This is a genomic window from Stenotrophomonas sp. YJH_SMC_122 (assembly GCF_059369535.1).
Map to the genome: position 1 here is coordinate 109813 of NZ_JCAFST010000005.1, position 22921 is coordinate 132733.

Below are 22921 nucleotides of genomic sequence, written 5' to 3' on the forward strand. Positions count from 1 at the left end.
ACTCCCCTGATTGGTGCCAGCTCGGGGGAGAGAGTGGTAGCAGCCTATCCTCCCTCCCTACAACCCTGCCTTGCTTAGTAGGCATTGCAATGCCTGATCCCCTTAGCGACTTTGAGCCATATAACGGCTAAGTTCTACTTCAAGAGACGACCAGCTGGATTATCTTCTGCCGCCCCCGTCTGAAAGTAACCAATCACACTTGCCACGGATCGGTGTTCCGTCATCGCCATCACTGCCGGCAGCGGCACTCCTTGCTTCCCCGCCTCGGTCACAAACCCCGACCTTAAGCTGTGGGCTCCAAAATCCCCCTCCAGTCCTGCCATTCTGGCACGCCGCTTCACGATCGACGCCACCGAACCTGGGAGGAGGGCAGGGCCTACCCGATCCTTCCATATCCGGCGAAAGATCGCCCCCTCTTGGATCCCCGCCGCCGCAAGCCAGGCGGCGAGCGCTTCTGCACTGCGACCCAAGATGGGCTTGTCCGGCGTCGAATCCACCGTCACCCCCGCCTGCTGGGTCTTCGAATACTCCAGCCGGTAGATGTAGCCGTCCTCGCCGACCTTGCGCAGATCCCGCATATCCGCAGCTGCGATCTCGCTGCGCCGGCGACCGCCACTGGCAAAGCCGAAGCAGAGCAGGGCGCGATCGCGGCGACCCTCCAGGCTGTCGTCACACGTGGCCAGCATGGCCTCCAGCTCGGCACGAGTAATGGCGGTCTTCTTGGTCGGGCGCTCGCCGCGTTTGACCGAAGCACGCCGCGCCCGACTGAGCAGCGTACGGACGCTGGGCAGTTCACAGGGGTTGGCCAAGCGCTTGAGCTTGTGTGCCGTCGAGAGCACTGCGACACGCTGGACCACGGTCGAAAGCTTCAGCGGCCCGGTCTTGGCCTTGAGCCCGGCAACCACCAGCGCCTGATCCAACGTCGGCGGCAGTTCGTTGATCAGGCCGGTCTTGCTCTTGCGCTGGATGTGATCGACCAGGAACTGGATCACCACGGCCTCGCTCACGGGCAACGTGAGCTCGACACCGAACCGCGCCTGATGCCAGCCGGCCCAGTAGCGCAAGGCGGTGGCATAGCTGCGCGTGGTATTGGCGGCGGCGGCTTCGGCCAGCAGTTCGCGGACCGCATTGGCCGCTTGTTGCGCCAGCTGTTCGGGCAAAGCCAGATGGCTGGCAGTCGCTGGGAAGGTCGGTAATCTGTTATTTCGCTTCATCATATGTAATGTATGCTACGCAATAGGGTGCATACTCGCGATAATCATCACTTATCGTGAGTACGTTATCAGCAGAGCAGGGCGCCAGTACAGGAGAGTTCACATGGCCCGCGGCATCACCGAATCTGACGTCCATACCGCCGCCGACGAGCTGGTGGCCAAGGGCGAGCGCCCCACTGTCGAGCGGATCCGGGCTCACTTGGGGACAGGCTCGCCGAACACGGTGACCCGCTGGCTGGAGACATGGTGGAACCGACTTGGCACGCGCCTGCAGCCAGCGCGTCCGGACCTGGAAGATGCGCCAGCGGTGTTGGCAGAACTCGCCGGGCAATGGTGGGAGCTGGCGCTGAAGCATGCTCAGGAGGTCGCCCGTCGAGAGCTTGCATCGTCCGAGCAGGCTCTGGCTGCCGAGCGTGAAGCGCTGGAGGCCAGTTCCCGACTTGCGACTGAAGAGCTGACGCAAATGCGTGCAGAGCGTGACGTTGCAATTACCGGCGAGAAAATTGCAACGACCCAAGCTTCAGAGCTACAGCACCTGGTCGACCAGCTTCAGCTACAGATCTCTGAACTTGCAGAGCAGCGCGATCTCGAGCGTCGAAGAGCCGACCGAACCGAGACAGCGAGACAGCAACTCGATGCACGGCTTCACGATGCCCTAGAGACCGCGAAATCTGAGCGGGAGGACTGGACCGAGTACGTCAGATCTGTCGAGAATCGAGCGCTCAGCGATGTTGATCGAGCCCGCCAGGAGGTGAAGGAACTCCAGGCGCAGCAAAGCAAGGCATCCGAACAACACAGGGCCCTTGAGAAGCAGCTGCGTCAGGAAATCCAGGCCGCCCAATCAGCGGCCGCCACGGCCAGTCAGTCTGCCGATATCCTGCGCGGCAGATGTGACGCGCTCGAGGGGCAACTTTCAGGGCTTCGAGATTTGCTAGCTCAGCTGGAAGTGGCGCTCAAGCGGTCCAAAGAAGTTCGCGTCGCTACGGATGCCAGGCCGAAACGTAAGCGGTCGAAGCAATGACAGCCTGGCTGCGATCCAGGCTAGTGACACGAATAAGGGCCAAATCTGGCTGTTTGGCCAGCCCGTTTGACACGAACTAGGGTCAAATTTGAAGCGAATTTGGCCCTAATTGTTGTCACTGGAGGGACTGGGGACCTCAAGAATCCCTTAGGAATCAATAAGGGGCGCGATCTAGGCACAAATGCCATCAATTAGGGATACCGACAGCGTGACTGGTGAAGCCTGGATCGGGCAATGGCGCAATGAACATAATATACATTATGCGAAATTCTGTATTGGCCTGATCCGGTTCGCCGGCACGATCCGGCAATGGCTGCGGCTTTTGGCTGGCTCTTGCCTGCCTGCTCGCTCCTCCGCCAAGGATGAGTTTGCAGCATGCGGATAGATCCAACCGGCTCCTGGGCCGGTTTGGGATTCCAAGGTGGGCACATGTTCACGCCCGAACGTCATCAGTTTGAGCCATGCGACATGGCCTGGTGGTCCGTGACCTGCAACATTGCGCGCGAATGGCGGCTGATGATGGCTGAGGCGGCTCCCCGGGCTGTAGCTGCCCGGGGGAAGCGTCAATTACGGCGAAATCTAGTGTCATCTACCTAGCCGAAGCCCTCAGAATTCGCCGAGAACGACGGTTTGGCGTGGGCGATCCCGGCTCCGACGCCGGGGCGTCCAATGTGGTCTACATGAGCCGTGGGCCGAGGCCTCGCCAGCGCGTGTGAGGCGCACCCGTAGGGGCGCTGCCCCTACAGCCCATCAGGCGACCGGTTTCGCAAGCGCCGCGATGAGCATCACGTCCAGCCTTCGGAAACTATCAACCGCACGCCTATGCGAAGCCCGAATTGAGTCTGTATACAACACCATGGCTTCGACGCGCTGCTGAACCTCTGCACGATTGGCCTCCGAGGGATTTCGCATAAATTCCAAGTGAGCCGCTTCATGCAGTCCGACCAACTCGTTGTTGAACCGATACGTGTCAATCAGCGATTTGGTAAGCGCGTAGCACTCTATGATCGCGGTGCGTAGCTCAACATCAGGTACGTGCCCAATATGGTCGGCGTTCTCCCGAAATACGGTGAAGTAGTCCTCGGCGATCGGATAGTGAATCTGGAGCGGTTGACCCTCGGGTAGTTGTTCAATGCGAACCGTCATAGTTAGCTCATAGAGCCTGTGCACGGTTCGGACTTCAACATGGACCGCCTGAAGCGTTGCCCTGACCAGCGACCTTGAATCATCGGCAGCTTGCATTCGCTGGGATCTAAGGGTCAACCAAGTTCCAAGCAGCGAAGCGCCACCACCAATGACGGCGCCAATAACCGCGCCAACGAAAGCTTCGTTCCAGATATCCATCCCTTCCCCCTGTTTCAGCCTATTTGCGTGAATGTGCACGTTGCCTATCGCTCACGGCAACGCAGCCAGCCACCCGAAGGCGACGAAACCTGTTCCCAGCCGTTCGGCAGTCTCCGCATCGCTTGGCCACCGATACAGGCCATCCCCGAGCGTTTGGCTGCGCCAGTACCCAGCGCAGGTAGCGTCACCACCTCAGTAGATGGACTTGGGCGCCCCGCCTGCCTGGATTCCTGCTGAAGCGCATTAGCCTCAAACCCGTCACAGAGTGACTTCATGCCTGGATGCGGATGATTTGGCCAGCGATACTGCTCGCAGTTGAACGGTGTCGTGGTCTTAGTCATTGAGTTGTACGCCGCCTTGGGCGCTGCTGGTATTGGCTTTGGCGCGGGGCCTCTCGCTGAATGAATTTGCTGCGCTGACACCGCGCCTGTAACGACCAGCAACATGCATATCGCCCCGAGTCGAATGTCCATATTCCCCCTCCAGATTGGGGGGATGGTACTCGAACCCTGTGATTTGCGTGATGCATCACGCCTCAAAAGCTGGGCGGGTATGGCTTCGATTCCGGGAATGTCCCCATAAGAGCCGTGCCGCCGGCATGCCCCACCCAAGGGCGCCAGGGCACCTGCCGCCGGCAAAGCACCGGCCTCCTGCTCTTCCTTCTTCGGAGCCTGTGCGCTGGAAGGTTTGATCAGGAACAGCCGTCCCAGCCACAGGATGCCTATCAAGGCGACCGCTACTGCTGGATCGCGCTATCTGTTGGCGTCTTCCATGCACTCCCCGCCCCTCCCCCCTCACGAATCCCCACCAGAGTCGAGAGTGATGGGATACTTCCAGGCAGGCGGGACCATGGCGAATCCCGCGGCTCATTTTGCGACGCCTCATCTAAGGCCAAATTTGCAAGGAATGCCATGCCCATCACTGGGGTCAAGATCAAAAGTCTGAGCTGCTTTACCACGGAGTTCTGCGGCTTCGACGAATTCAAGCTGATCAACGTCATCATCGGGCGCAACAACACCGGAAAATCGCAGTTGCTGAAATTGGTCCAGAGCCTTTGCTCTCCGGATCGCAACAAGTCGCGCCTTCCTGCTTCGTATCGGCTCACTGGCACCTTCGACGAAGTAGCGCTGCAAAGCGTTTTTGCCAATTCTCATCGTTCAAGCGCTTTAGGCGTTCCAAACACTGAAAGCAACTGGACTTTTCACGGACTGCGGTTCGTCGACACCCCAGTTAGTTGGATCGAGAGCGCGCACGAGGTCGTGAATGAGCTTTCCTATCAGGCGAAGGAAAGACCAGATGCATGGGGCAGAACTCTCCCTCATCCAGTTAACGAAGCGACAGAGGTGGAGCTTAGCAAGGCAGTGAGGCGACTTCGGGGCCCATTTGCCGACAAGGTTTTCCGCCACATGCTCGCTGATCGCGACATCCGAAATGAGCCTGCCGCCGCAAATCTTGCTCTTGGATCAGACGGGCAAGGCGCGACGAACATCATCCGTGACCACCTCATTCGGGCGGACAACATCATGGTGACGCGGCGCCTCGTCCAAAGCGAATTGCGAGGAGCGCTTAACCATGTATTCGGCCCGGATGGCTCATTCTCTGCAATCTCGGTGCATCAGCAGTCAACCGGGGAGTGGGAGATCTTCTTGGAAGAAGCCCTCAAGGGGCTTGTCCCGCTCAGTAGTTCCGGCAGCGGCCTGAAAACCGTCATCTTAGTGCTTCTGAATCTTCTGATCGTCCCGATGCTGGAGGGCAAAGTTGCGAGCGACTACGTGTTTGCGTTTGAAGAGCTGGAGAACAACCTTCATCCTTCCCTACTCCGGCGTCTCCTGAAATACATTGACGAGTTTGCCGTCGAGAACGGCTGCACCATCTTCTTCACCACTCACTCCAGTGCAACTCTAGACCAGTTCAGTCGTTCGGATCACGCTCAGTTCGTGCGAGTTTCGCATGATGGCACCGCTGCCTCGACCCAGACGATTTCCGCACACTTTGATCATTCCCAGGTAGTCGGTGACCTGGGGGCGCGCGCGTCTGATATCTTGCAGTCGAATGGCATCATCTGGGTCGAAGGGCCATCAGATGCGATATATCTCAACTACTGGATTGAGATGTTCTCGGCAGGCAGTATTTTGGAAGGCCGTGACTATGCTTGCGCTTTTTACGGGGGATCGCTCCTGGCTCGCACAAGCTTCGGGGATCCAACAGGGCCAAATCCAGAAGAGCTCATTCAGCTTCTCCGGCTGAACCGCAATGCTGCTTTGGTCTGCGACAGCGATCGATCATCCAGAGCTTCCACACTAAAGCCGCGGGTTATCAAAGCGCAAGAGGAGGTCGCACAGCTTCCGAATGGATACGCGTGGGTGACGGCCGGCAAAGAAATTGAGACATACCTACCTGGCTCGGTGATTGGTAAGGCACTCGCCATGAAATCTGATCCGCCTGATCCGGCCCAATTTGAGCTGTTCTTCCCGAGCGCGAGCAAGGCTAAGAAGGGGGCGTCTTACGTGGAAGCAAAGCTCAATCGAGCGACTATCGATAAGGTTGAGCTGGCCCTCGCCTGTCGCGAGCACACCACATCAGCGAACATGGGGGCGCGCTTTGACTGGGCCGAGCGTATGAAGGCACTCATTAGCACGATCCATAAGTGGAACGCCTAGTCCTTCTCCTTCAGCCGCGCCAAGCACCTATTCATGACCCAGCCCGGAACACGCCGTAAGCTGGAATAGGCCCTTCTTTACGCTCAGGCATTGGCGGCTACCCAAGCACCAGGAGCCCGCGCCGCATTCGAGCGCGCCGTGGAATGCAGAAACGATGCGGCCGCTCGCTGCCTCTACGCCGAATGGCTGATGGCGCAGCCGCAACCCGACGATGCCCAGCACTGGTCGCGCCACGCGCGCAGCCACAATGCCGCATGGCTGGAGCGAACCAAGGCGGCGTTGAAGGGCCACTGACGACCCGGCAGCAGGTGGCGGGCTCGAACACCTGCACTTCCAGAAAACTATCGCAGCGGGCCTAGCGCGAGCCCGGCCTGGGGAAGAGCAGCCTGGGGGTTCCGATAAACAGCAGCCATGCACCCAGGGCCGCTCCGTAGGCGAGCACCGTTCCCACAAGGAATGTGCCGAACAGATTGCCGGTGAACAGCTGATACAGCCCTTTGCCGCGACCTGCAGCGCTGCCTCCAACAGTCAGCACGATGGCAGGCAGCATGATCATTCCGCTGCAGAGGATCAGGGAGAACGCGCCCAGCAACCAGCGCTTGAGTGGCGGGCTCCATGGCATGGGATAGCCTGCGAGCAGTCGTCTCATCCAAAGAAACAGCACTGGAAGGGCGATCAGGTACATCAATGCCACATACAACCAGGTTCGAACATCAGTGCTGCCCGCCTCGAAGATGGCTCGCGGGTACGCCCCTGTGCGATAGAACGTTTCTGCGCTTGCCGTCAGCGCCGCGCTAATGATCATCGCAGGCTTGAACAGGCGCGACACCTTGCCCCATTGCGCGTTGCGTAGTTGCTGCCCGTCAGTCATGCCAGACATGAAAACCTTCTTGGGCCGATGTGTCCATGAGGTACCAAGGGGCATTGTGCTGATGATCCGCCCCGCCACATGGTGACACGCAGCGCTTTGCTTCGCAGATTTCACCTATTAACGTGACGCGTCACGCGCAATTGGTAGCGCATTGCTGGACAGGCCTGTCGCAACTGCCTCGCTCACAACCTCGCCGGGCGGATACCGACACTCGGCAGACTTGCACCACCGACATCGCCGATAGCATTGCAGTGCAAGGCTCCAGTCTCATTGCGTGGTATGCAACGATTCTGAAAATGTTGAAAGTGGTGTCGGCATCGGCCTTACTGCATTGGCATCACGCATAGGTCCGCGTATTCCTTGCTGTGCCACCGTGCATCGGTGGTCGGGATTCGAAACCCCGGTTCTACGCTGAAGTAAACGCTTGCCAGCCGGCATCACCCATCAGGTGGTGCCGGCTGGCAATCCGTCGGCCGGCTATGGCGGGCGGTGCGCGGAGGCCTTGTGCCTGCCGGTTTTAGCGTAGACCGGGTTTCGAACCTCGCACCGTCCGCCACCTTTATCGGTGGCGGCTTCTGCATGCACGCAAGGAGCCCTGCCATGAACCAGCCCCACTCCCCTGCCCCGCACCCCATCCACGACGCGCCTGCCAACGGCCCGGCGCTGGACCCGAACACCCTTATCGCCCTGCTGCACAGCATCGGCTCCGGCGCCGCCTCCGATGGCCAGCCGTGGCCTGAACGCCATCAGATGCCCGGCCGACGCATCGCCCTGGCGGATACCGACTGCTCGCTGGCGGGTCTTCGGGTGGTGCTGGAGATCCTGCTGGCCGCGCAGCGCGCCCGCGAGAACGGCGAGCTGGAGCAATACGTCGGCCCGCGCGTGATGGAGGGCCTGATCATGGCCGGAATCGGCCTTACCGCACACGCCAGTACCCGACTGCATCCGGAGGGCTGAGTGGCCTGGTGGCGCTGGGCGGCCACCGCGCTCTGTCTTGTGGTGGTGGTTGCGGCACAGACGCAGTGGCTGGCACCGCCGAAGCCCTCGCCTATCGGATTCCACAGCATCCCCGGCGATCGCTTTCTGCAGTTGCGCCGCCAAGCCATGCAGTTCGTGGAGGATCGGCCACGACAGGGCTTTCAGTTCGTCGAGCGGCGCCGAGATGCCGAGTTCCAGATTCATTGCCGGGGCATACCCGTGCTCTGGCTGGAGAGGCACTCGCACCATCTGCTGTTGCAGGTCTCGCTGGACGCGGGGCAGCGGACGCCCGCCGTTGTGCGGTTGCGGGCGCTCCTCCAATGGCAGTTGGAGCCGTTGGATTACCTGGAGCAGGTACTGGCTGACGTGCCGGAGCCTGTTCTGTTGGATCGGGTGCTGCAGATTCTTGCTGGTGATGTGCCTGATGGGGCGCGATGTGGCGTGCCGTAGTCGAGCGTGGCTCGACTCTACAGGGCTGCGGGCCTGCGAGGGTTCGAGCTCCAGCCCTGCCGCTCGTCACCTGCGCGACAGGCATTGGCCCAATGACCATGCGGGTCACCTCCCGGCATCGATCCAGCCCGCATCGCGCGCACGCGCAAGATCCTCTGGCGTATCGATATCCAGGCCGAGTTCCGGTGCCTGTAGGACATGCACCGTATCGACAGGAAGTTGCCGCAGGCGCGCTCCGAAGCCGCGGTCACCGGCTGCACGGACGGGCGTGAACCAGGCGCGCGGCACTACTGCGGGAACGCCAAGCGCATTTCCGTGGCGGGTGCCCGCGCACGTTGACGCTGCGGCGCGGGCACCCGAAAGCAGCGCCTGCAGATGGGAGCGCTCGATCGCGGGCTGGTCGCATGCCACGACCATCACCGCGGTCACCGTGGGCAGCAGGTGCGCGCCGGCAACCTGCAGGCTGCTCGCCAGGCCGCGTTCCCAGTGGTGGTTGGTTACCGGGGTAGCATCCAGCCCGGCAATGCTGGATGTCACTGCCTGTGCGTTCGCGCCAACCACGACCAGGGCCTGCGCTGGCGCGAGCTCGCGCGCCAACCGCACCACGCGATGTACCAGGGTCTCGCCCTGCCGGGTCAGAAGCTGCTTGGGCTGGCCAAGTCGGGTGCTCCCGCCGGCAGCCAGCACGACGACCGCATGCGCGTCAGTCACCTGCCGTGCGCGCTTCGCCATTGCTGCAGCTGCGCGGCGATGCTGAGCGAAATCGCCTCTGGCCCTCGGCCGCCGATGTTCAGGCCGACCGGTGACCGAAGTCTCGGGGACAGGCGGTGGCACTGATCCGGTGTCAGCAGCTTGAACAGGTCCTCGCGCCTTCGCCGCGGACCCAGCAGCCCAATGAACGCGACGTTGGTGTCAGCCAGGGCCACCAGCGCCTCCCGGTCCAGTTCGAAATCGTGATGCATCACCAGTACCGCGTCGCACGGGTCGCCATGAAGGGCCTCTGCAGGGTTGGTCTGAAGATGCACATCGGGGTACTGCCCGGCTGGGGCCCAGCGCGCTCGCCGTTCGGCCACGCTGACCCGCCACCCCAGGCCGCGCAGCAACGGAACCAGGAAGGGCGTTTCGGGACCGCCCCCCAACACCAGGGCCCGCGGAAGCCGGGGCAACGGCAAACGCCATGCGCCATCGCCAAAGGATTGCGCCCCGTCCATCGGATGCAGCTGCCATGCCTGCTCGCGATGGCCGGCACGGAAAACGACCTGCCCCGACGTGCGAAGGTCGCGCTGGAGAGACACGCCCTCGCGGAGCCAGACCTCGATGACGTCGTCGATGCCGGCCATGGCACGCAACGGCAGGAGCGCAATCCGCAGCCGGCCGCGGCAGCCGAGCGCGGACCCACTCAACAGGTCGTCGTCACTGCGGGTGTCGATCTCGATCCAGTCGACCCGCCCTGCCGCGCTCACCTGCTCCGCGCGTCGCGCGAGCTCGGGCTCCAGGCATCCGCCGCTCAGCCAGCCGACCTGGCTGCCGTTGCAGAACAGCACCATGTCGCCGGCACCGGCGTAGGTGGAGCCATCGGTTTCCAGCACCAGCGCGAGCACGGCGTGCTCCCCCGCGCGCACGCGCGTCAAGGCCGTCTCGAGTACGCCGCGCGGGCTGCCTTCGGCGAGGAAGCCCGGCGCTGCCGACAGGTCCCCGGCAAGATCGCCGGGCTCCCCTTCGCCTGCGGCGGAGGCCTCCAGAGTGGGCGAGGCTGCGGGTCGGTCCATGCGCAAGGGTCAGCCCACGTCGGGCAAGCCGGGCAACAGCTTGTCCAGGGTAATGGGATAGTTGCGCACGCGCACGCCGGTTGCGTTGTAGATCGCATTGGCGATCGCGGCGCCAACCCCGCAGATGCCCAGTTCGCCCACACCCTTGGCCTTCATCGGCGAGATCACCGGATCCAGCGTGTCGAGGAAGACCACCTCCTGATACGGGATGTCGGCGTGCACGGGAACCTCGTAGCCGGCCAGGTCGTGGTTGATGAACAAGCCAAGCCGTTTGTCGACCACCAGTTCCTCCATCAGGGTCGCGCCCGCACCCATCACCATCCCGCCGATGACCTGGCTGCGTGCAGACAGCGGATTCAGGATCCGGCCGCCATCGCATACGGCAAGCATGCGACGAATGCGCGTCTCTCCAGTGTAGGCATGCACGGCGACCTCGCAGAAATGCCCTGCATAGGTGCCGACGTCGTAGCCTTGCTTGAAGTCGCCGAAGGCAATGCCGTCCTCCGCCGACAGTGTCCCCGCCTCCGCCAGCTGGATCGTCCGCCCACCCGCCTGGATGCGGCCATTGGCGAAGTCTGCGGTGTCGCCGTCGAAGCCCAGTTTCTCACCCACCTTGCGGCGCAGGCTGACGCACGCCGCGTACACGCCCGCGGTGGAGCTTGCCGCGCCCCACTGGCCGCCGGAACCGGCGGAGGCGGGATGACGGGAGTCGCCGAGGGTCACCTGGACCCGGTCCAGCGGCACGCCCATGGTCTCGGCTGCCGTCTGCGCGATGATCGTGTAGGAGCCGGTGCCGATGTCGGTCATGTCGGTCTCCACAATCACCCCGCCCTGGCCGTCAAGCCGGACCCGCGCCGCCGACTTCATCGTCGGTGCGCCGCGATAGCCCGCAGACACGCCCATGCCGATCAGCCAGTCCCCTTCCCTGACCTGCGCCGGCTTCGGGTTGCGCTTGTTCCAGTTGAAGCGCTCCGCGCCTTCGCGCAGGCAGCGCACCAGGTTGCGGTCGGAGAACTTCTTGGACGGATCGCCGGGCACGACCTCGGGCTCGTTGAGGATGCGGAACGCGATCGGGTCGAGACCCAGCTTCTCAGCCATTTCGTCCATCGCCACTTCCAGCGCCATGTGGCCCGGTGCTTCGCCCGGTGCGCGCATCGCATTGCCTTCGGGCATGTCGAGTGTGGCGATGTAGTTGGCCACCAGGCGGTTGGCGCCTGCATAGAGCTTGGGCGTCTGCAGGGTGCCGTTCTCGCCATCCTCGCCGTTGATGTTGCCCGACCAGTTCTCATGAGCGATGGCGGAGATCCGGCCGTCCTTTCCGCAGCCGATCCGCACGCGCTGGAGGGTGGCGTGCCGGTGCGTGGTGTTGTTGGGCATCAACGGGCGTTGCAGCGCGATCTTCACCGGCCGCCCGACCTGCTTGGCCGCCAGCGCGGCCAGCACCGCGTCGGCACGGATGAACAGCTTGCCGCCGAAGCCGCCGCCGATATAGGGCGAGTCCACGCGCACCTTGGCAGGATCGATGCCGAGGATCGCCGCCATGCCCTGCCTGGCCCAGTCGATCATCTGGTTCGCCGTCCACAGCGTGAGCGTGTCACCCTCCCAGGCGGCGATGGTGGCGTGCGGCTCCATCATCGAATGACTTTCGTCGGAGGTGTGGTAGGTCTCGTCGAGCTTGACCGCGGCGCTCGCGTAGGCAGTGTCGAAATCGCCCAGCGCCTGCCGGTCGGGCTTGCCGTCACGCCCCTTTGCCAGCGGCGCGGACGGTGCCAGGGCCGGGAAATCGAAGCGGCCCTTGCTGCGCTCGTAGCGGGTGCGGATCAGCGCCGCGGCGGCGCGGGCCTGCTCGAAGGTCTCTGCCACCACGCAGGCGATGGCCTGGTGGTAGTGGGCCACCTCGGCTCCGCCGAACAACGGTGCATTGTTCCAGTTCGATTTGCCGACCGGCTTGGTTTCCGGTGCGGTGATGACCGCCAACACGCCGGGCGCGGCACGTGCGCGGGAGGCATCCATCGAAATGATGCGCCCCTTGCCGATGCCCGCACCGACGATGTAGCCGTAGGCCTGGTTCGGCGCCACGTCATGGCGCTCGTAGGCATAGGGGGCGGTACCGGTGGTCTTGCGTGGACCGTCGATGCGCGGCGTCGACTTGCCGACGACCTTGGCCTTGTCGAACAGGTTGTCGCCGGCGGGGGCGTTGAATTCAAGGGGCATCAGCGCTCTCCTTCCACCAGCACGGCTGCGAGAGTGCGCTCGGCGAGCGCGATCTTGAACGCGTTCTCCCGCGTCGGGCGGGCACCGGCGAACACCTGCCGGGTCGCGGCCTTTACGCCGTCGCGCAGCAGCGGTTCGGCTGCCTCGACGCGCCACGGTTTCGGCGCGACCCCACCGAAGGCGAACCGCGCCGAGCCGTCACGCTGCACGACCGCGGCGACCGACACCAGTGCGAACGCATAGGACGCACGGTCCCGTACCTTGTGGTACACGTGCCGACCGCCCAGGGGTTGTGGCAGCGTGACGTGGGTGATCAGCTCACCGCGCTGCAGCACGTTGTCCTGCTGCGGCTTGTCGCCGGGGGAACGATGGAAATCGGCAATCGGGATGCTGCGCGTACTGCCGTCACCCCTGACGGTCTGGATCGAGGCGTCCAGCACCCGCAGGGCCACCGCCATGTCGCCCGGATAGGTCGCGATGCAGCTGTCCGAGGTGCCGATCACGCCCATCTGCCGGGAGAACCCCTCGAGTGCGCCACAGCCGGATCCGGGCAGGCGCTTGTTGCAGGGCAGATTGGGGTCGTAGAAATACGGGCAACGCGTGCGCTGCAGCAGGTTGCCGCCGGTGGTGGCTTTGTTGCGCAACTGCCCGGAAGCACCTGCCACGATCGCGCGGGTCAGCACCGCGTAGTCGCGGCGCACGCGCTCATGCGACGCCAGTGCGGTATTGGTGACCAGCGTGCCGATGCGCAGGCCGCCTTCGTCGGTGGGTTCGATCCTGTCTAGGCCGATGTCCTGCACATCGACCAGGTGCGCTGGCGTCTCGACCTCCAGCTTCATCAGGTCGAGCAGATTGGTCCCTCCGGCCAGGAACTTCGCGCCCTCGGTACCGGCGACGGCCCTGGCGGCCTCGGCCGGGGATTTGGCGCGTTCGTAACTGAAGGCCCTCATGAGCGCCTCCCTGCAGAGGTCACGCCAGCGACCTCTGCCATCGCCTCGGCAATATTGGAATAGGCGCCGCAGCGGCAGAGGTTGCCGCTCATGCGTTCGCGCATTTCCATGTTGGTGGCCTGGGGCCGTGCGCTGACATCCGCCTGCACATGGCTGGGGACACCCCGCTTGATCTCGTCCAGTACCGCCACCGCCGAACAGATCTGCCCCGGCGTGCAATACCCGCACTGGTAGCCATCATGCTTGATGAAGGCGGCCTGCATCGGATGCAGGTCATCGGGGGTTCCGAGGCCTTCAATGGTGGTGATGGCATCGCCCTGGTGCTGCACCGCCAGGCTGAGGCAGGCATTGATGCGCTCACCGTTGACGAGCACGGTACAGGCGCCGCATTGACCGTGGTCGCAGCCCTTTTTCGTTCCAGTCAGCTTCAGATGTTCGCGCAGGGCATCGAGCAGCGTGGTCCGGGTGTCGAGCTCAAGCTCCCGCCGCTCGCCGTTGACGGTCAAGGCCACCGTGCTGATGACCGGCGGGCTGGGCGGCGGGGGCGCCGCCAGTTCGGCGGCGAGCGATGATGCCCCCGGTGCGGCGGACATTGCCACGGTCGTGACGCCGCCGGCGATCACCTGGCGACGCGTCAACTTCATTCCTTCATCACAACTTGGCACAGTGACCTCCTGGCGTTCGGGCAAACCCCGTGGCTGGATGGACGCGCTCACACTACCCAAGGGGCACTATGCCCATCTGCGGGGTACAGATCTGTGAAGTCGGTCGGAGGCGCGCCGGCATCATCGGCCGAGCCTGCTGGCCGGTCATCCTCAACGCCGCCTCTGGCAAGAGTGCGCCACTGACACTGATCCGCGCCACTTCCTCACTGATGCATGCACATCCGGCATCGCCCGGACGGAGCGATCCATGCCTGGGAGTTCGAAGAAAAGGGCAAGGAATTCACCGTGCGCGGCGACGAGCCGTTGGTCTTCAACGGCATGACCCACGTCATCAATGCCGCACTGGATGGCCTGGGCTTGGCATACGCACCGGAACCGCTGGTGGCCGAGCACATCGCGCAAGGCAGGCCGAAGGAGCATTTTCCCGACCATCATTCTTTTCGAACCTCAAGCTGACGTTGAATCGCGATGCGAACACGTTCGGCAGCATCGAGGCTGACGCGCTCCTCAAGCACATCGGCCAGATCGTATAGCTGCTCCGGCCGCAGGCCGATGTTCATGCTGATTCCAATGTGGGACTGCAATTGGGGCTCCACCCCGTACATGGCGGCCAGCATGCTGACCGTAGCCAATTCGCGGCTTTGCCAATCAAGATTGTCGCGCTCGAAGATGTCGCCGAAGAGGTGCGTACGGAGGTATTGATTTGCTTGCGGGGCAAAATCGAACAAAGGCCCTGAGACAGGAGCGCCGGCCAGCCTGGTCTGGTTTGCCGTGCCTGCAGCGAGCAAGGCATCGCCTGTGGGAATCGGCTTGCGGGGCTCGCGGCCGGCGTCATCCTGGATGCCCTGCTGTCTACGCGCATCCGCCACCTTCATCAGTTCGCTCAACGCGTTCAGGCTCCGAGGAAACCCCGCATAAGCGTAGAGCTGCATCAGGAGCTCTCGCGTTTCGGCCAAACTCAATCCCGCGTCCAGGCCCTGGTTCAACGCCTGACGAAGGCCATCCAAGTCACCGGCCGCTGCGAAGGCGCCGATCGGAATGATGGCTTTCCGGCGCGGATCCAGTTCAGTTGTGGGGGCTTGATTTGATTTGGTGTGCATCGCTATTCCATCGTGTGCGAAAGCCATCTGACCAGGAACGGCAGCAAGCGTCGCCGCGCCCAGCAGATTGGCAAGAAGGCTGGGCCCCAAGATGGGCAGCCAGCCTCTAGAACGACTCAATGCGGACCTCTACGGCCCCGGTCTTGCGAAGGAGCTGCAGCCCTCCTTCGATGCGACCCAGCCTTACGAGACCCTTTGAATAGCCAAAAGGCCTGTGAAAAATCGCCAGGTTTCCCCAAGGCGCATAGAAGGCCATATCACCTGCCACGGGCGTGATTCCCTCCGGCTCGCCATCCACGTTCAGACTGCGCGGCAGCTGCGCAATCTTCTCAGTCGCGGCGTAGTCTTCAAGTTGCAGGGTCAGCGGCAACTGAGCAATGAACTCGCGTGCAGGAAGGCTGTCCTCCAGGGTGGCTGACAGCACTTGATCATTGATGATCAGTCGAATTTTCATGGGATGAATCTCCTGATTGGCCTCAGTTCTGGCGGCAGCCACGGCTGGATGATCGGGCGCGGCTGAGCAAGCTGCTACCGCCCCAGAAGCAACAAGGAGCACGAGCAGCTTCGCCGCTACGGAAGTGAGGCGCGTCATCGCTTCGGGGCCTGTGTGGCAATCCCCGCGGCTGACGTGTGCACATCATCAGCCGCAGTGGCGTAGGCAAGCAGCGCGGCAAGCAACAGGATGCCCGCACTGGCCAGAAACGTACTGGCAAAGCCAAGGCTGTCGAACAGCAGTCCGCCGAGGGTGGCGCCAAGCGCGATGGAGCACTGCACCACCGCAACCATCAGCCCGCCGCCGGCCTCGGCATTGTCGGTGAAGGTGCGCGCCAACCAGCTCCACCAGCCGACCGGTGCGGACGTGGCCAGCAGACCCCACGCCGAGAGCAGTGCGGCGGTCGGCCAAAGATGGGGCCCGAGTGGAACCAGAGTGACGGCAATCAGCGCCATGAGCGCGGGGACAATCACCAGCGTGCGGTAGAGTCCGCGCCTGATGAATGCCCCGATGGCAAGTGTGCCCACGAAACCACTCACTCCGATCGCCAGCAGAACCCACGGAACAGCAGGTACCCCAGCATGCGTGACCCGCTCCAGGAACGGCCGCACGTAGGTGAACAGGGCAAACTGCCCCATGAAGAACGCAGCGCAGGCCATCATGCCCAGTGCCACCACGCGTCGCCGCAGCAACACGACGACTCCGCTGTGTGATCGGCCTTCCTCCGCTTCCATGGACGGCAGACAAACCCACTGCCAGGCCAGGGCGACAGCTGCCACCGGCAGAAGACAGAGGAATGCGCCGCGCCATCCGATCATGCTGCCGAGATAGCTGCCCAGTGGCGCCGCAATGACCGTTGCAAGGGCGTTGCCACTGTTGAATATCGCCAAGGCTCGCGGGACCTCGGCCTCCGGTACCAGCCGCATCGCGGTTGCGGCAGACAATGACCAGAAGCCGCCGATCACTACGCCGATCAGCGCACGGCCTGTCATGTAGACCGGATAGTTCTGGGCCAGCGCCACCACCAGTCCCGACACCGCCATCAACGCCGTGAGGGTCAACAGCAACGTTCGGCGGTTCACGCTACCCGCCAATCGCGAGATCGACAGGCTGGTCAACACCGCAAATACACCCGAAATGGCAATGCCGTAGCCGGCAAGGCCTTCGCTCACGTCCAGGTCTGCTGCCAAGGGAGTGAGCAGGCTCACCGGCATGAATTCCGAGGCGATCAACGCGAAGACGCACAGCGTCATTGCGAACACGCCGCCCCAGTTGGCGCGATGTGCGGGGGCGTCGGTGCGGCTCATTTCCCGGCCAGGCCGCGCTGGAAGAACTTGGCCAGCTTGTCAAAGGGAATCAGCTGGATGCGGTCGTACAGATCCACGTGGCCAGCACCCTTCACCCAGTAGATCTCCTTCGGCTGCCCTGCCCTTCGGTAGGCGTCTTCGCTGAACTCGCGGGAATGCGCGACGTCGCCGGAGACGAAGAGCATTGGTCGGGGCGAGATCGTCTCAATGTCGTTGAAGGGATAGAAGTTCATGAATTTGACCAGGCTGCTGAAGAGCGGCTGGGTCGTCAGTTCGGCCTTGTCACCCTTTGGCGTATAGGCGCCGCGCGGGGTGCGGTAGAAGTCGAAGAACTCACGCTGGATGGCGGGCGTGTCAGCATCGAGGTGGTTCACGGTGCCAGGCACGAACACCGGCGGCCCGCCCTTGAATTCGGCCAGACGCTGGTCTGTTGCGGCCTGGATCACCGCCTTGCGCTGCTCCAGCGACTGGCCACTGTTCAGCCCCTGCCGTGCTGCCGCGCCCATGTCGTACATGCTGACCGTGGCGATGGCCTTGATGCGTGGGTCGATCTTGGCGGCACTGATTACAAAGCTGCCGCTGCCACAGATGCCCAAGCCGCCGATGCGGTCCGGGTCGACAAATGACTGCGTGCTCAGGAAATCCACGGCCGCACTGATGTCGTCCGAATAGATTTCCGGCGCCACCAGGTGTCGCGGTGCGCCGCCACTCTCGCCCCAGAAGGAAAGATCGATCGCTAGCGTGACGAAGCCCTGCTCGGCCAGCTTCTGCGCGTAGAGCAGGGAACTCTGCTCCTTCACTGCGCCCATCGGGTGGCCAACGACCACTGCGGGGGCGCGGCTGCCGTCGGGCAGGCCTTGAGGGCGGTAAAGCGTACCCACCACCTCCATCTGGTACTGGTTGTGGAAGCTCACACGCTCCCCCTTGACCGTTGGGCTGCGGTAGAAGTTGTCGGCTCCAAGGGGCGGGGCCGGCACCGATGCGTCAGCGGCCATGGCCGAAGCTGGAACGTAGAGGCTGGCGAGCAGCGCCAACAGCAGCGTGGTGCGTTTCACGGGCGTATGGCCTCGCTTGGGGACTCAGGTCGCCACGATAGGCCCCAGCCCCTATATCGATAAGCCGGTTGAAAGTTGATGCATTACTGAGTTGTGCTCACAATTGACCCATGAGCACCGTGAAGACCCATGATCTGCAAGCGTTCCTGATAGTGGCGCAGGAGCAGAGTTTCACCAAGGCGGCCGTTCGTCTTGGGGTAACGCCCTCTGCGCTGAGCCATTCGATGCGTCTGCTGGAAGAGCGCCTCGGAATTCGCCTGCTCGCGCGGACCACGCGCAATGTCTCTCCCACTGAAGCGGGCGAGCGCCTGATGCGCTCAATCGCACCACACTTCGAGGCCATCGGTGCCAGCGTGGAGGCTCTGGGTGACCTGCGCGACCGCCCAGCTGGAACGCTACGAATCTCCTGCACGGATGATTCCATGGAGACCATCATCCGTCCGCGGCTTGCCGGATTCCTGGACGAGTACCCGGACATTACGCTTGAGTTCTACGTGGATTACGGCTTTACCAATGTGGTGGAGCAGCGCTTCGATGCGGGCATCCGGCTAGGAGAGGCACTGAGCAAGGACATGGTTGCTGTCAGGGTTGGCCCCGATTGGCGTCTGGTCGTGGTGGGCTCACCCGACTACTTCGAGAAGTATCCGAAACCGAAGAAGCCCGCCGACATTACGCACCACCGCTGCATCCACATCCGACATCGCCCAAACGGTGCCATCTATGCGTGGGAGTTCGAAGAGAAGGGCAAGGAATTCACCGTGCGCGGCGACGGGCCGTTGGTCTTCAACAGCATGACCCACGTTATCAATGCCGCACTGGATGGCTTGGGCTTGGCATATGCACCGGAACCGCTGGTGGCCGAGCACATCGCGCAAGGCAGGTTGGTGGCGGTGCTGGACAGGTGGTGCGTCCCCTTCCCCGGCTATCACCTTTACTACCCGAACCGTCGGCAGCCGTCGCCCGCGTTTGCGGCACTGGTTGCGTGGTGGAAGCTGGATAGGTGATGTGGATGCCGATGCCGGGTGAGGTCTTAATTCTCCTTTGTGCCCTGTATCGGCTGGAAACGGACACCAGCCCAACCCTCGATAGATCTTCCTAATCCCACAGCCGGGCGGCAGCTTCCCTACCCCATTTGCTAGCCATTGAACGCTATCGACCAAGCGCGGGCGTTCAATTCTGGAATCAACATGACCAGCGAAAATGGTCTCGCTTGAGTGAATTTTCAGGCCACGCCACCGTGTACCCAATTTTCAGCTAACACTCTCCGGAGAGCTTTGTGTGACGCCTCATCAAGTTACGCACGCACCCTCCCGTCTCGTTGTTCGCGGGAGCATTGCCTTGGCCACCGAAGCCCATAGTTCACCAGGCTCAATTGTAGCCGCTCGGGTTCCAGAACATCCCCGACGATCGCTTCCTGCAACTGCGCCGCCAAGCGATGCAGTTCGTGGAAGCTCGGTCACGACAGGGATATCAGTTCGTCGATCAGCGTGAGGGCGCCGCTTTGCATATCTACTGCCGCGACGTTCCGGTGCTTTGGCTGGAGAGGCACCCGAATTATCTGCTGTTGCGGGTATCACTGGATGCCCGGCAGCGGGCGCCGGCCGTTGTGCAGTTGCGGGCGCTTCTTCAATGGCAGATGGAACCTTTGGGCGTTCTGCAGCAGGCGCTGGCCGGAGTGCCTGAGCCTGTTCTGATCGAGCGGGCGCTGCGGGTTGTTGCTGCTGAGGTGCCTGATGGGGCGCGATGTGGCCCGCAGTAGCCGAACGTGGCTCGGCTCTACAGGGACGTTGGTTGCGAGGGTTCGGGTTCGTGGATGGAGCCTTCAAGCAGGGCGACGTAGGTATCCAGGCGCGAACGCAGCCCGATCAATAGCCATCCTGTGAGGTATAGCAGTACCAGGGCGTAGATGATGAATGCACCCAGCGCGCCGACATCAAAGGCGCTGCTCCAGTCACCCCATCTCCATTGGCGGAACTGCAGATAGAGGGCAATCAAGAGTGGGAATGGCCCAAGGCGCTGCAGCCCTCCGTACATTAATCCCATGCGCTCGATCATGCTGGATCGCAGGTGACTGACATACTTGAGGCGGCGCTCACGCTCGACCCTGGGAAACTTCCGAAGCTCGGCGATCACCGCTTGCCACTGAGTAAATTCGCCATCCATTTCCTGCGCGTGCGACAGCCGTGGCTGTACGAACTGCCAGATTCCGCGGCGGGCTGCGAGAAACCCGCCGATGACAAAACCTCCGATCTCCACCGCCAGGCAGACCCTGACCAAAAGCAGTGCAGCGGCAAGCGGAAGCCATCGATCAGGCAGCTGGCTACCAAGAATGCCGATGGCGGCCGCCAGTGCGCCCACCCGAAACGCCCACGTCTCCACCCTGCCCGCCTTCGGGTAGATGCTGTGCTCAACCAGTCCCTGCACCCGCTGATAGAGCCAGTGGAATGTCAGTTCCTGCGAATCGGTCGTTGCCGGCGGATCGACTCCGCCCCCTGCCTGCATGTCCATTGCACCCCTGCCCCGGCCGGCGCAAATGCCGGCCGCCCCATCGTACCTGAGCGCGCTTCGGAAGGCGCCTCGGCGGGAATCACATACCCAGCTCCGACAACCCCGGATGATCGTCCGGGCGACGCCCCAGCGGCCAATGGAACTTGCGGTCGCTCTCCTTGATCGGCATGTCGTTGATACACGAGAAGCGGCGCTGCATCAGGCCATCCTCTCCGAATTCCCAGTTTTCGTTGCCATAGGAACGGAACCAGTTGCCGGAGTCGTCGTGCCATTCGTACGCGTAGCGGACCGCAATGCGGTTTTCGGTAAAGGCCCAGAGCTCCTTGATCAGGCGGTACTCGAGCTCCTTGTTCCATTTGCGTGCCAGGAACTGCCGGGCCTCTTCCCGGCCGTTGGTGAACTCGGCGCGGTTACGCCACTGGGTGTCGAGCGAATAGGCAAGCGACACCTTGTCGGCATCGCGGGAATTCCAGCCATCCTCGGCAAGGCGCACCTTCTGCGTGGCCGATTCGAGGGTGAACGGAGGAAGCGGCGGACGGGGTTGTTCAGCGGACACGGGGAGACCTCCAATCGAAATGGACAGACGGTTTGCTTCAAAGGATCTGGCGTACCCAGGCGCTAACGCTTGGCCTGTTCCAACAACAGCTTCGCGACATCCTTCGCGGTGTCTGCGGCGCCGTAATCACCCATCACGCGCGACAGGGTAATGGCGCCTTCCATCAGGACCAGCAGCTGACGGGCCAGTACCGCCGGCTGCTCCACATCCAGTTGTCCGGTAAGTTCCAATGTGTAATCGAGCAGCTTCTGCTTGTGATCACGCGCGACCTGCCGGATCGGATCGGCCGGGTCGCCGACCTCGCCTGCGGTGTTGATGAACGCACACCCGCGATAGCCCTCGGACTGGAACCAGTTATTGAGCACGGTGAACATGCCGAGGATGCGTGCTTCCGGGGTGTCGGCCTTGTCGCACTCCTGCCGGAACCAGGCCAGCCAGCGCACATCGCGCGCCCTCAGCGCAGCAGCGGCCACGTCGTCCTTGTTCTCGAAGTGGCGGTAAATGCTCTTCCGCGCCACGCCCGAGGTCTTCACCAGCAGGTCCATGCCCGTGGCGTGGATCCCGTTCTGGTAGATCAGCGCCTCGGCCGTGGCCAGGATCTTCTGATGGGTATCGGTGGTGACCTTGCTCATGGCTGCAAGGTAGAACGGACGTTCTACCTTGTCAACAGGCGATCGCCAGCGATTCGTACGCGCACATCCGTGCAAGACGATCTATCAAGAAATCCGGACAGTTCATCACCCGGATGCCTGATCACAGGCGCAAAGTACGTCTCACCACCCACCCATGAGAGTTCCCGCATGAACACCTTCGCCCGCTCCCTGGCTATTGCCACCCTCGCCCTCTCGGTCCAGGCCGGCCTGTCCGCGCAGGCCGCCGAACCGGCCAAGCCGGCTCCGGTCACCGCCATCGCGCGCACCGCCAGCTACATCACCACCGCCGATGGCGTGCAGCTGTACTACAAGGACTGGGGCCCGAAAGACGGCCCGGTGGTGACCTTCAGTCACGGCTGGCCGTTGAACTCGGACAGCTGGGAGTCGCAGATGATCTTCCTGGCCAACCACGGCTACCGCGTCATCGCGCATGACCGTCGCGGCCACGGCCGTTCCAGCCAGCCGTGGGACGGCAACGACATGGATCACTACGCCGATGACCTGGCCACGGTGATCAATACGCTGGACCTGCACGATGTGACCTTGGTGGGCTTCTCCACCGGTGGCGGCGAAGTGGCGCGCTACATCGGCCGGCATGGCACCGGGCGGGTGAAGAAGGCCGTGCTGATCAGCTCGGTGCCGCCGTTCATGCTGAAGACCGCCGACAACCCGAACGGCCTGCAGATCGAAGTGTTCGATGGCATCCGCAAGGCACAGATGGAGAACCGCGCACAGCTGTACAAGGACATTCCGTCGGGCCCGTTCTATGGCTTCAACCGCCCGGGCGCGAAGGTGTCGCAGGGGCTGATCGATGCGTGGTGGGCGCAGGGCATGCAGGGCGGCCACAAGAACACCTACGATTCGATCGGCGCGTTCTCGGCCACCGATTTCCGCGCCGACCTGAAGAAGTTCGATGTTCCTACCCTGGTGATCCACGGTGACGACGATCAGATCGTGCCGATCGATATCTCGGGCCGCCAGTCGGCAAAGCTGATCAAGGGCGCAAAGCTGATTGTCTACCCGGGTGCGCCGCACGGCCTGACCGACACCCACAAGGACAAGGTCAACCAGGATCTGCTGGCGTTCCTGCAGGATAAGTGAGCCGCCGGGGGC

At 62.8% G+C, this 22921-nt stretch carries 23 protein-coding genes and 1 pseudogene; 9 read left to right on the forward strand and 15 right to left on the reverse strand.

Going from position 1 to position 22921, the window contains the following annotated elements; all coding sequences use genetic code 11:
* Positions 1 to 134: 134 nt before the first annotated feature.
* Positions 135 to 1214, reverse strand: a complete 1080-nt coding sequence (locus tag AC5P66_RS08855) for a site-specific integrase (protein ID WP_050815681.1) — start codon at positions 1212 to 1214, stop codon at positions 135 to 137.
* A 103-nt stretch (positions 1215 to 1317) separates the two neighbouring features.
* On the opposite strand from AC5P66_RS08855, the gene AC5P66_RS08860 reads away from it, so the two are divergent.
* Positions 1318 to 2235, forward strand: coding sequence for a DNA-binding protein (locus tag AC5P66_RS08860; protein ID WP_495216217.1), 918 nt, complete (start codon positions 1318 to 1320; stop codon positions 2233 to 2235).
* 750 nt (positions 2236 to 2985) lie between these two features.
* On the opposite strand, the gene AC5P66_RS08865 is transcribed toward AC5P66_RS08860, so the two are convergent.
* Positions 2986 to 3579, reverse strand: a complete 594-nt coding sequence (locus tag AC5P66_RS08865; protein ID WP_495216218.1) for a hypothetical protein — start codon at positions 3577 to 3579, stop codon at positions 2986 to 2988.
* A gap of 911 nt (positions 3580 to 4490) precedes the next feature.
* On the opposite strand from AC5P66_RS08865, the gene AC5P66_RS08870 reads away from it, so the two are divergent.
* Together AC5P66_RS08870 and AC5P66_RS08875 are read left to right on the forward strand one after the other, a co-directional pair.
* Positions 4491 to 6239 carry an ATP-dependent nuclease gene (locus AC5P66_RS08870; protein ID WP_495216219.1) on the forward strand — a complete coding sequence of 583 codons (1749 nt, stop codon included), beginning with the start codon at positions 4491 to 4493 and terminating at the stop codon, positions 6237 to 6239.
* 72 nt (positions 6240 to 6311) lie between these two features.
* Positions 6312 to 6533: pseudogene (locus AC5P66_RS08875) on the forward strand (hypothetical protein); the annotation flags it as partial.
* A gap of 61 nt (positions 6534 to 6594) precedes the next feature.
* Here AC5P66_RS08875 and AC5P66_RS08880 read toward each other — a convergent pair.
* Positions 6595 to 7119, reverse strand: a complete 525-nt coding sequence (locus tag AC5P66_RS08880) for a transporter (protein WP_495216220.1) — start codon at positions 7117 to 7119, stop codon at positions 6595 to 6597.
* Positions 7120 to 7710: 591 nt separating this feature from the next.
* Between AC5P66_RS08880 and AC5P66_RS08885 the strand changes: the two genes are divergently transcribed.
* Together AC5P66_RS08885 and AC5P66_RS08890 are read left to right on the forward strand one after the other, a co-directional pair.
* Positions 7711 to 8067 (forward strand): hypothetical protein, encoded by a 357-nt coding sequence (locus AC5P66_RS08885; protein ID WP_495216221.1) that lies wholly within the window; start codon positions 7711 to 7713, stop codon positions 8065 to 8067.
* Positions 8068 to 8538, forward strand: coding sequence for a hypothetical protein (locus tag AC5P66_RS08890; protein WP_495216222.1), 471 nt, complete (start codon positions 8068 to 8070; stop codon positions 8536 to 8538). It abuts the gene before it with no gap.
* Positions 8539 to 8643: 105 nt separating this feature from the next.
* Here AC5P66_RS08890 and AC5P66_RS08895 read toward each other — a convergent pair whose 3' ends face one another.
* From AC5P66_RS08895 to paoA, 5 genes are read right to left on the reverse strand one after another with little or no spacing between them, the layout of a single operon-like run.
* Entirely contained in the window at positions 8644 to 9270 is a 627-nt protein-coding gene (locus AC5P66_RS08895; protein ID WP_495216223.1) for a nucleotidyltransferase family protein, read from the reverse strand.
* Entirely contained in the window at positions 9246 to 10307 is a 1062-nt protein-coding gene (locus AC5P66_RS08900; protein ID WP_495216225.1) for an XdhC family protein, read from the reverse strand. The genes AC5P66_RS08895 and AC5P66_RS08900 overlap by 25 nt, the downstream gene beginning before the upstream one ends.
* 9 nt (positions 10308 to 10316) lie before the next feature.
* On the reverse strand, positions 10317 to 12521 hold the full coding sequence (paoC, locus tag AC5P66_RS08905) for an aldehyde oxidoreductase molybdenum-binding subunit PaoC (protein ID WP_495216226.1): 2205 nt from the start codon (positions 12519 to 12521) through the stop codon (positions 10317 to 10319).
* Positions 12521 to 13471, reverse strand: a complete 951-nt coding sequence (locus AC5P66_RS08910; RefSeq protein ID WP_087802615.1) for an FAD binding domain-containing protein — start codon at positions 13469 to 13471, stop codon at positions 12521 to 12523. Before AC5P66_RS08910 ends, paoC begins: the two co-directional genes overlap by 1 nt.
* Complete coding sequence (paoA, locus tag AC5P66_RS08915; RefSeq protein WP_099560617.1) at positions 13468 to 14115, reverse strand: aldehyde dehydrogenase iron-sulfur subunit PaoA; 648 nt, start codon at positions 14113 to 14115, stop codon at positions 13468 to 13470. The genes AC5P66_RS08910 and paoA overlap by 4 nt, the downstream gene beginning before the upstream one ends.
* Before the next feature lie 234 nt (positions 14116 to 14349).
* Here paoA and AC5P66_RS08920 point away from each other — a divergent pair, with 234 nt between their 5' ends.
* The gene (locus tag AC5P66_RS08920; protein WP_495216227.1) at positions 14350 to 14592 is read left to right on the forward strand and encodes a hypothetical protein; all 243 of its coding nucleotides are present in this window, start codon (positions 14350 to 14352) and stop codon (positions 14590 to 14592) included.
* On the opposite strand, the gene AC5P66_RS08925 is transcribed toward AC5P66_RS08920, so the two are convergent.
* From AC5P66_RS08925 to AC5P66_RS08940, 4 genes are all read right to left on the reverse strand, one after another.
* Positions 14568 to 15236, reverse strand: a complete 669-nt coding sequence (locus tag AC5P66_RS08925; RefSeq protein ID WP_495216228.1) for a carboxymuconolactone decarboxylase family protein — start codon at positions 15234 to 15236, stop codon at positions 14568 to 14570. The two genes, AC5P66_RS08920 and AC5P66_RS08925, sit on opposite strands and share 25 nt — an antisense overlap.
* 106 nt (positions 15237 to 15342) lie before the next feature.
* The gene (locus AC5P66_RS08930) at positions 15343 to 15690 is read right to left on the reverse strand and encodes a cyclophilin-like fold protein (protein ID WP_495216229.1); all 348 of its coding nucleotides are present in this window, start codon (positions 15688 to 15690) and stop codon (positions 15343 to 15345) included.
* A 134-nt stretch (positions 15691 to 15824) separates the two neighbouring features.
* On the reverse strand, positions 15825 to 17036 hold the full coding sequence (locus AC5P66_RS08935; RefSeq protein WP_495216230.1) for an MFS transporter: 1212 nt from the start codon (positions 17034 to 17036) through the stop codon (positions 15825 to 15827).
* Positions 17033 to 18091 carry an alpha/beta hydrolase gene (locus AC5P66_RS08940; protein ID WP_495216231.1) on the reverse strand — a complete coding sequence of 353 codons (1059 nt, stop codon included), beginning with the start codon at positions 18089 to 18091 and terminating at the stop codon, positions 17033 to 17035. Before AC5P66_RS08940 ends, AC5P66_RS08935 begins: the two co-directional genes overlap by 4 nt.
* 110 nt (positions 18092 to 18201) lie before the next feature.
* Between AC5P66_RS08940 and AC5P66_RS08945 the strand changes: the two genes are divergently transcribed.
* Positions 18202 to 19095 carry a LysR family transcriptional regulator gene (locus tag AC5P66_RS08945; protein ID WP_180878912.1) on the forward strand — a complete coding sequence of 298 codons (894 nt, stop codon included), beginning with the start codon at positions 18202 to 18204 and terminating at the stop codon, positions 19093 to 19095.
* Positions 19096 to 19526: 431 nt separating this feature from the next.
* A complete protein-coding gene (locus tag AC5P66_RS08950) occupies positions 19527 to 19850 on the forward strand; it encodes a hypothetical protein (protein WP_495216232.1) in 324 nt (107 codons plus the stop codon).
* Between the two features lie 17 nt (positions 19851 to 19867).
* On the opposite strand, the gene AC5P66_RS08955 is transcribed toward AC5P66_RS08950, so the two are convergent.
* The 3 genes from AC5P66_RS08955 to AC5P66_RS08965 all read right to left on the reverse strand — a co-directional run bounded on the left by AC5P66_RS08955 (position 19868) and on the right by AC5P66_RS08965 (position 21787).
* Positions 19868 to 20599, reverse strand: coding sequence for a hypothetical protein (locus AC5P66_RS08955; RefSeq protein WP_180878914.1), 732 nt, complete (start codon positions 20597 to 20599; stop codon positions 19868 to 19870).
* A gap of 79 nt (positions 20600 to 20678) precedes the next feature.
* Positions 20679 to 21155 carry a nuclear transport factor 2 family protein gene (locus tag AC5P66_RS08960; RefSeq protein ID WP_021202431.1) on the reverse strand — a complete coding sequence of 159 codons (477 nt, stop codon included), beginning with the start codon at positions 21153 to 21155 and terminating at the stop codon, positions 20679 to 20681.
* A gap of 62 nt (positions 21156 to 21217) precedes the next feature.
* On the reverse strand, positions 21218 to 21787 hold the full coding sequence (locus AC5P66_RS08965; protein ID WP_495216233.1) for a TetR/AcrR family transcriptional regulator: 570 nt from the start codon (positions 21785 to 21787) through the stop codon (positions 21218 to 21220).
* Positions 21788 to 21955: 168 nt separating this feature from the next.
* On the opposite strand from AC5P66_RS08965, the gene AC5P66_RS08970 reads away from it, so the two are divergent.
* Entirely contained in the window at positions 21956 to 22909 is a 954-nt protein-coding gene (locus AC5P66_RS08970) for an alpha/beta fold hydrolase (RefSeq protein ID WP_262223266.1), read from the forward strand.
* Positions 22910 to 22921 lie beyond the last annotated feature (12 nt).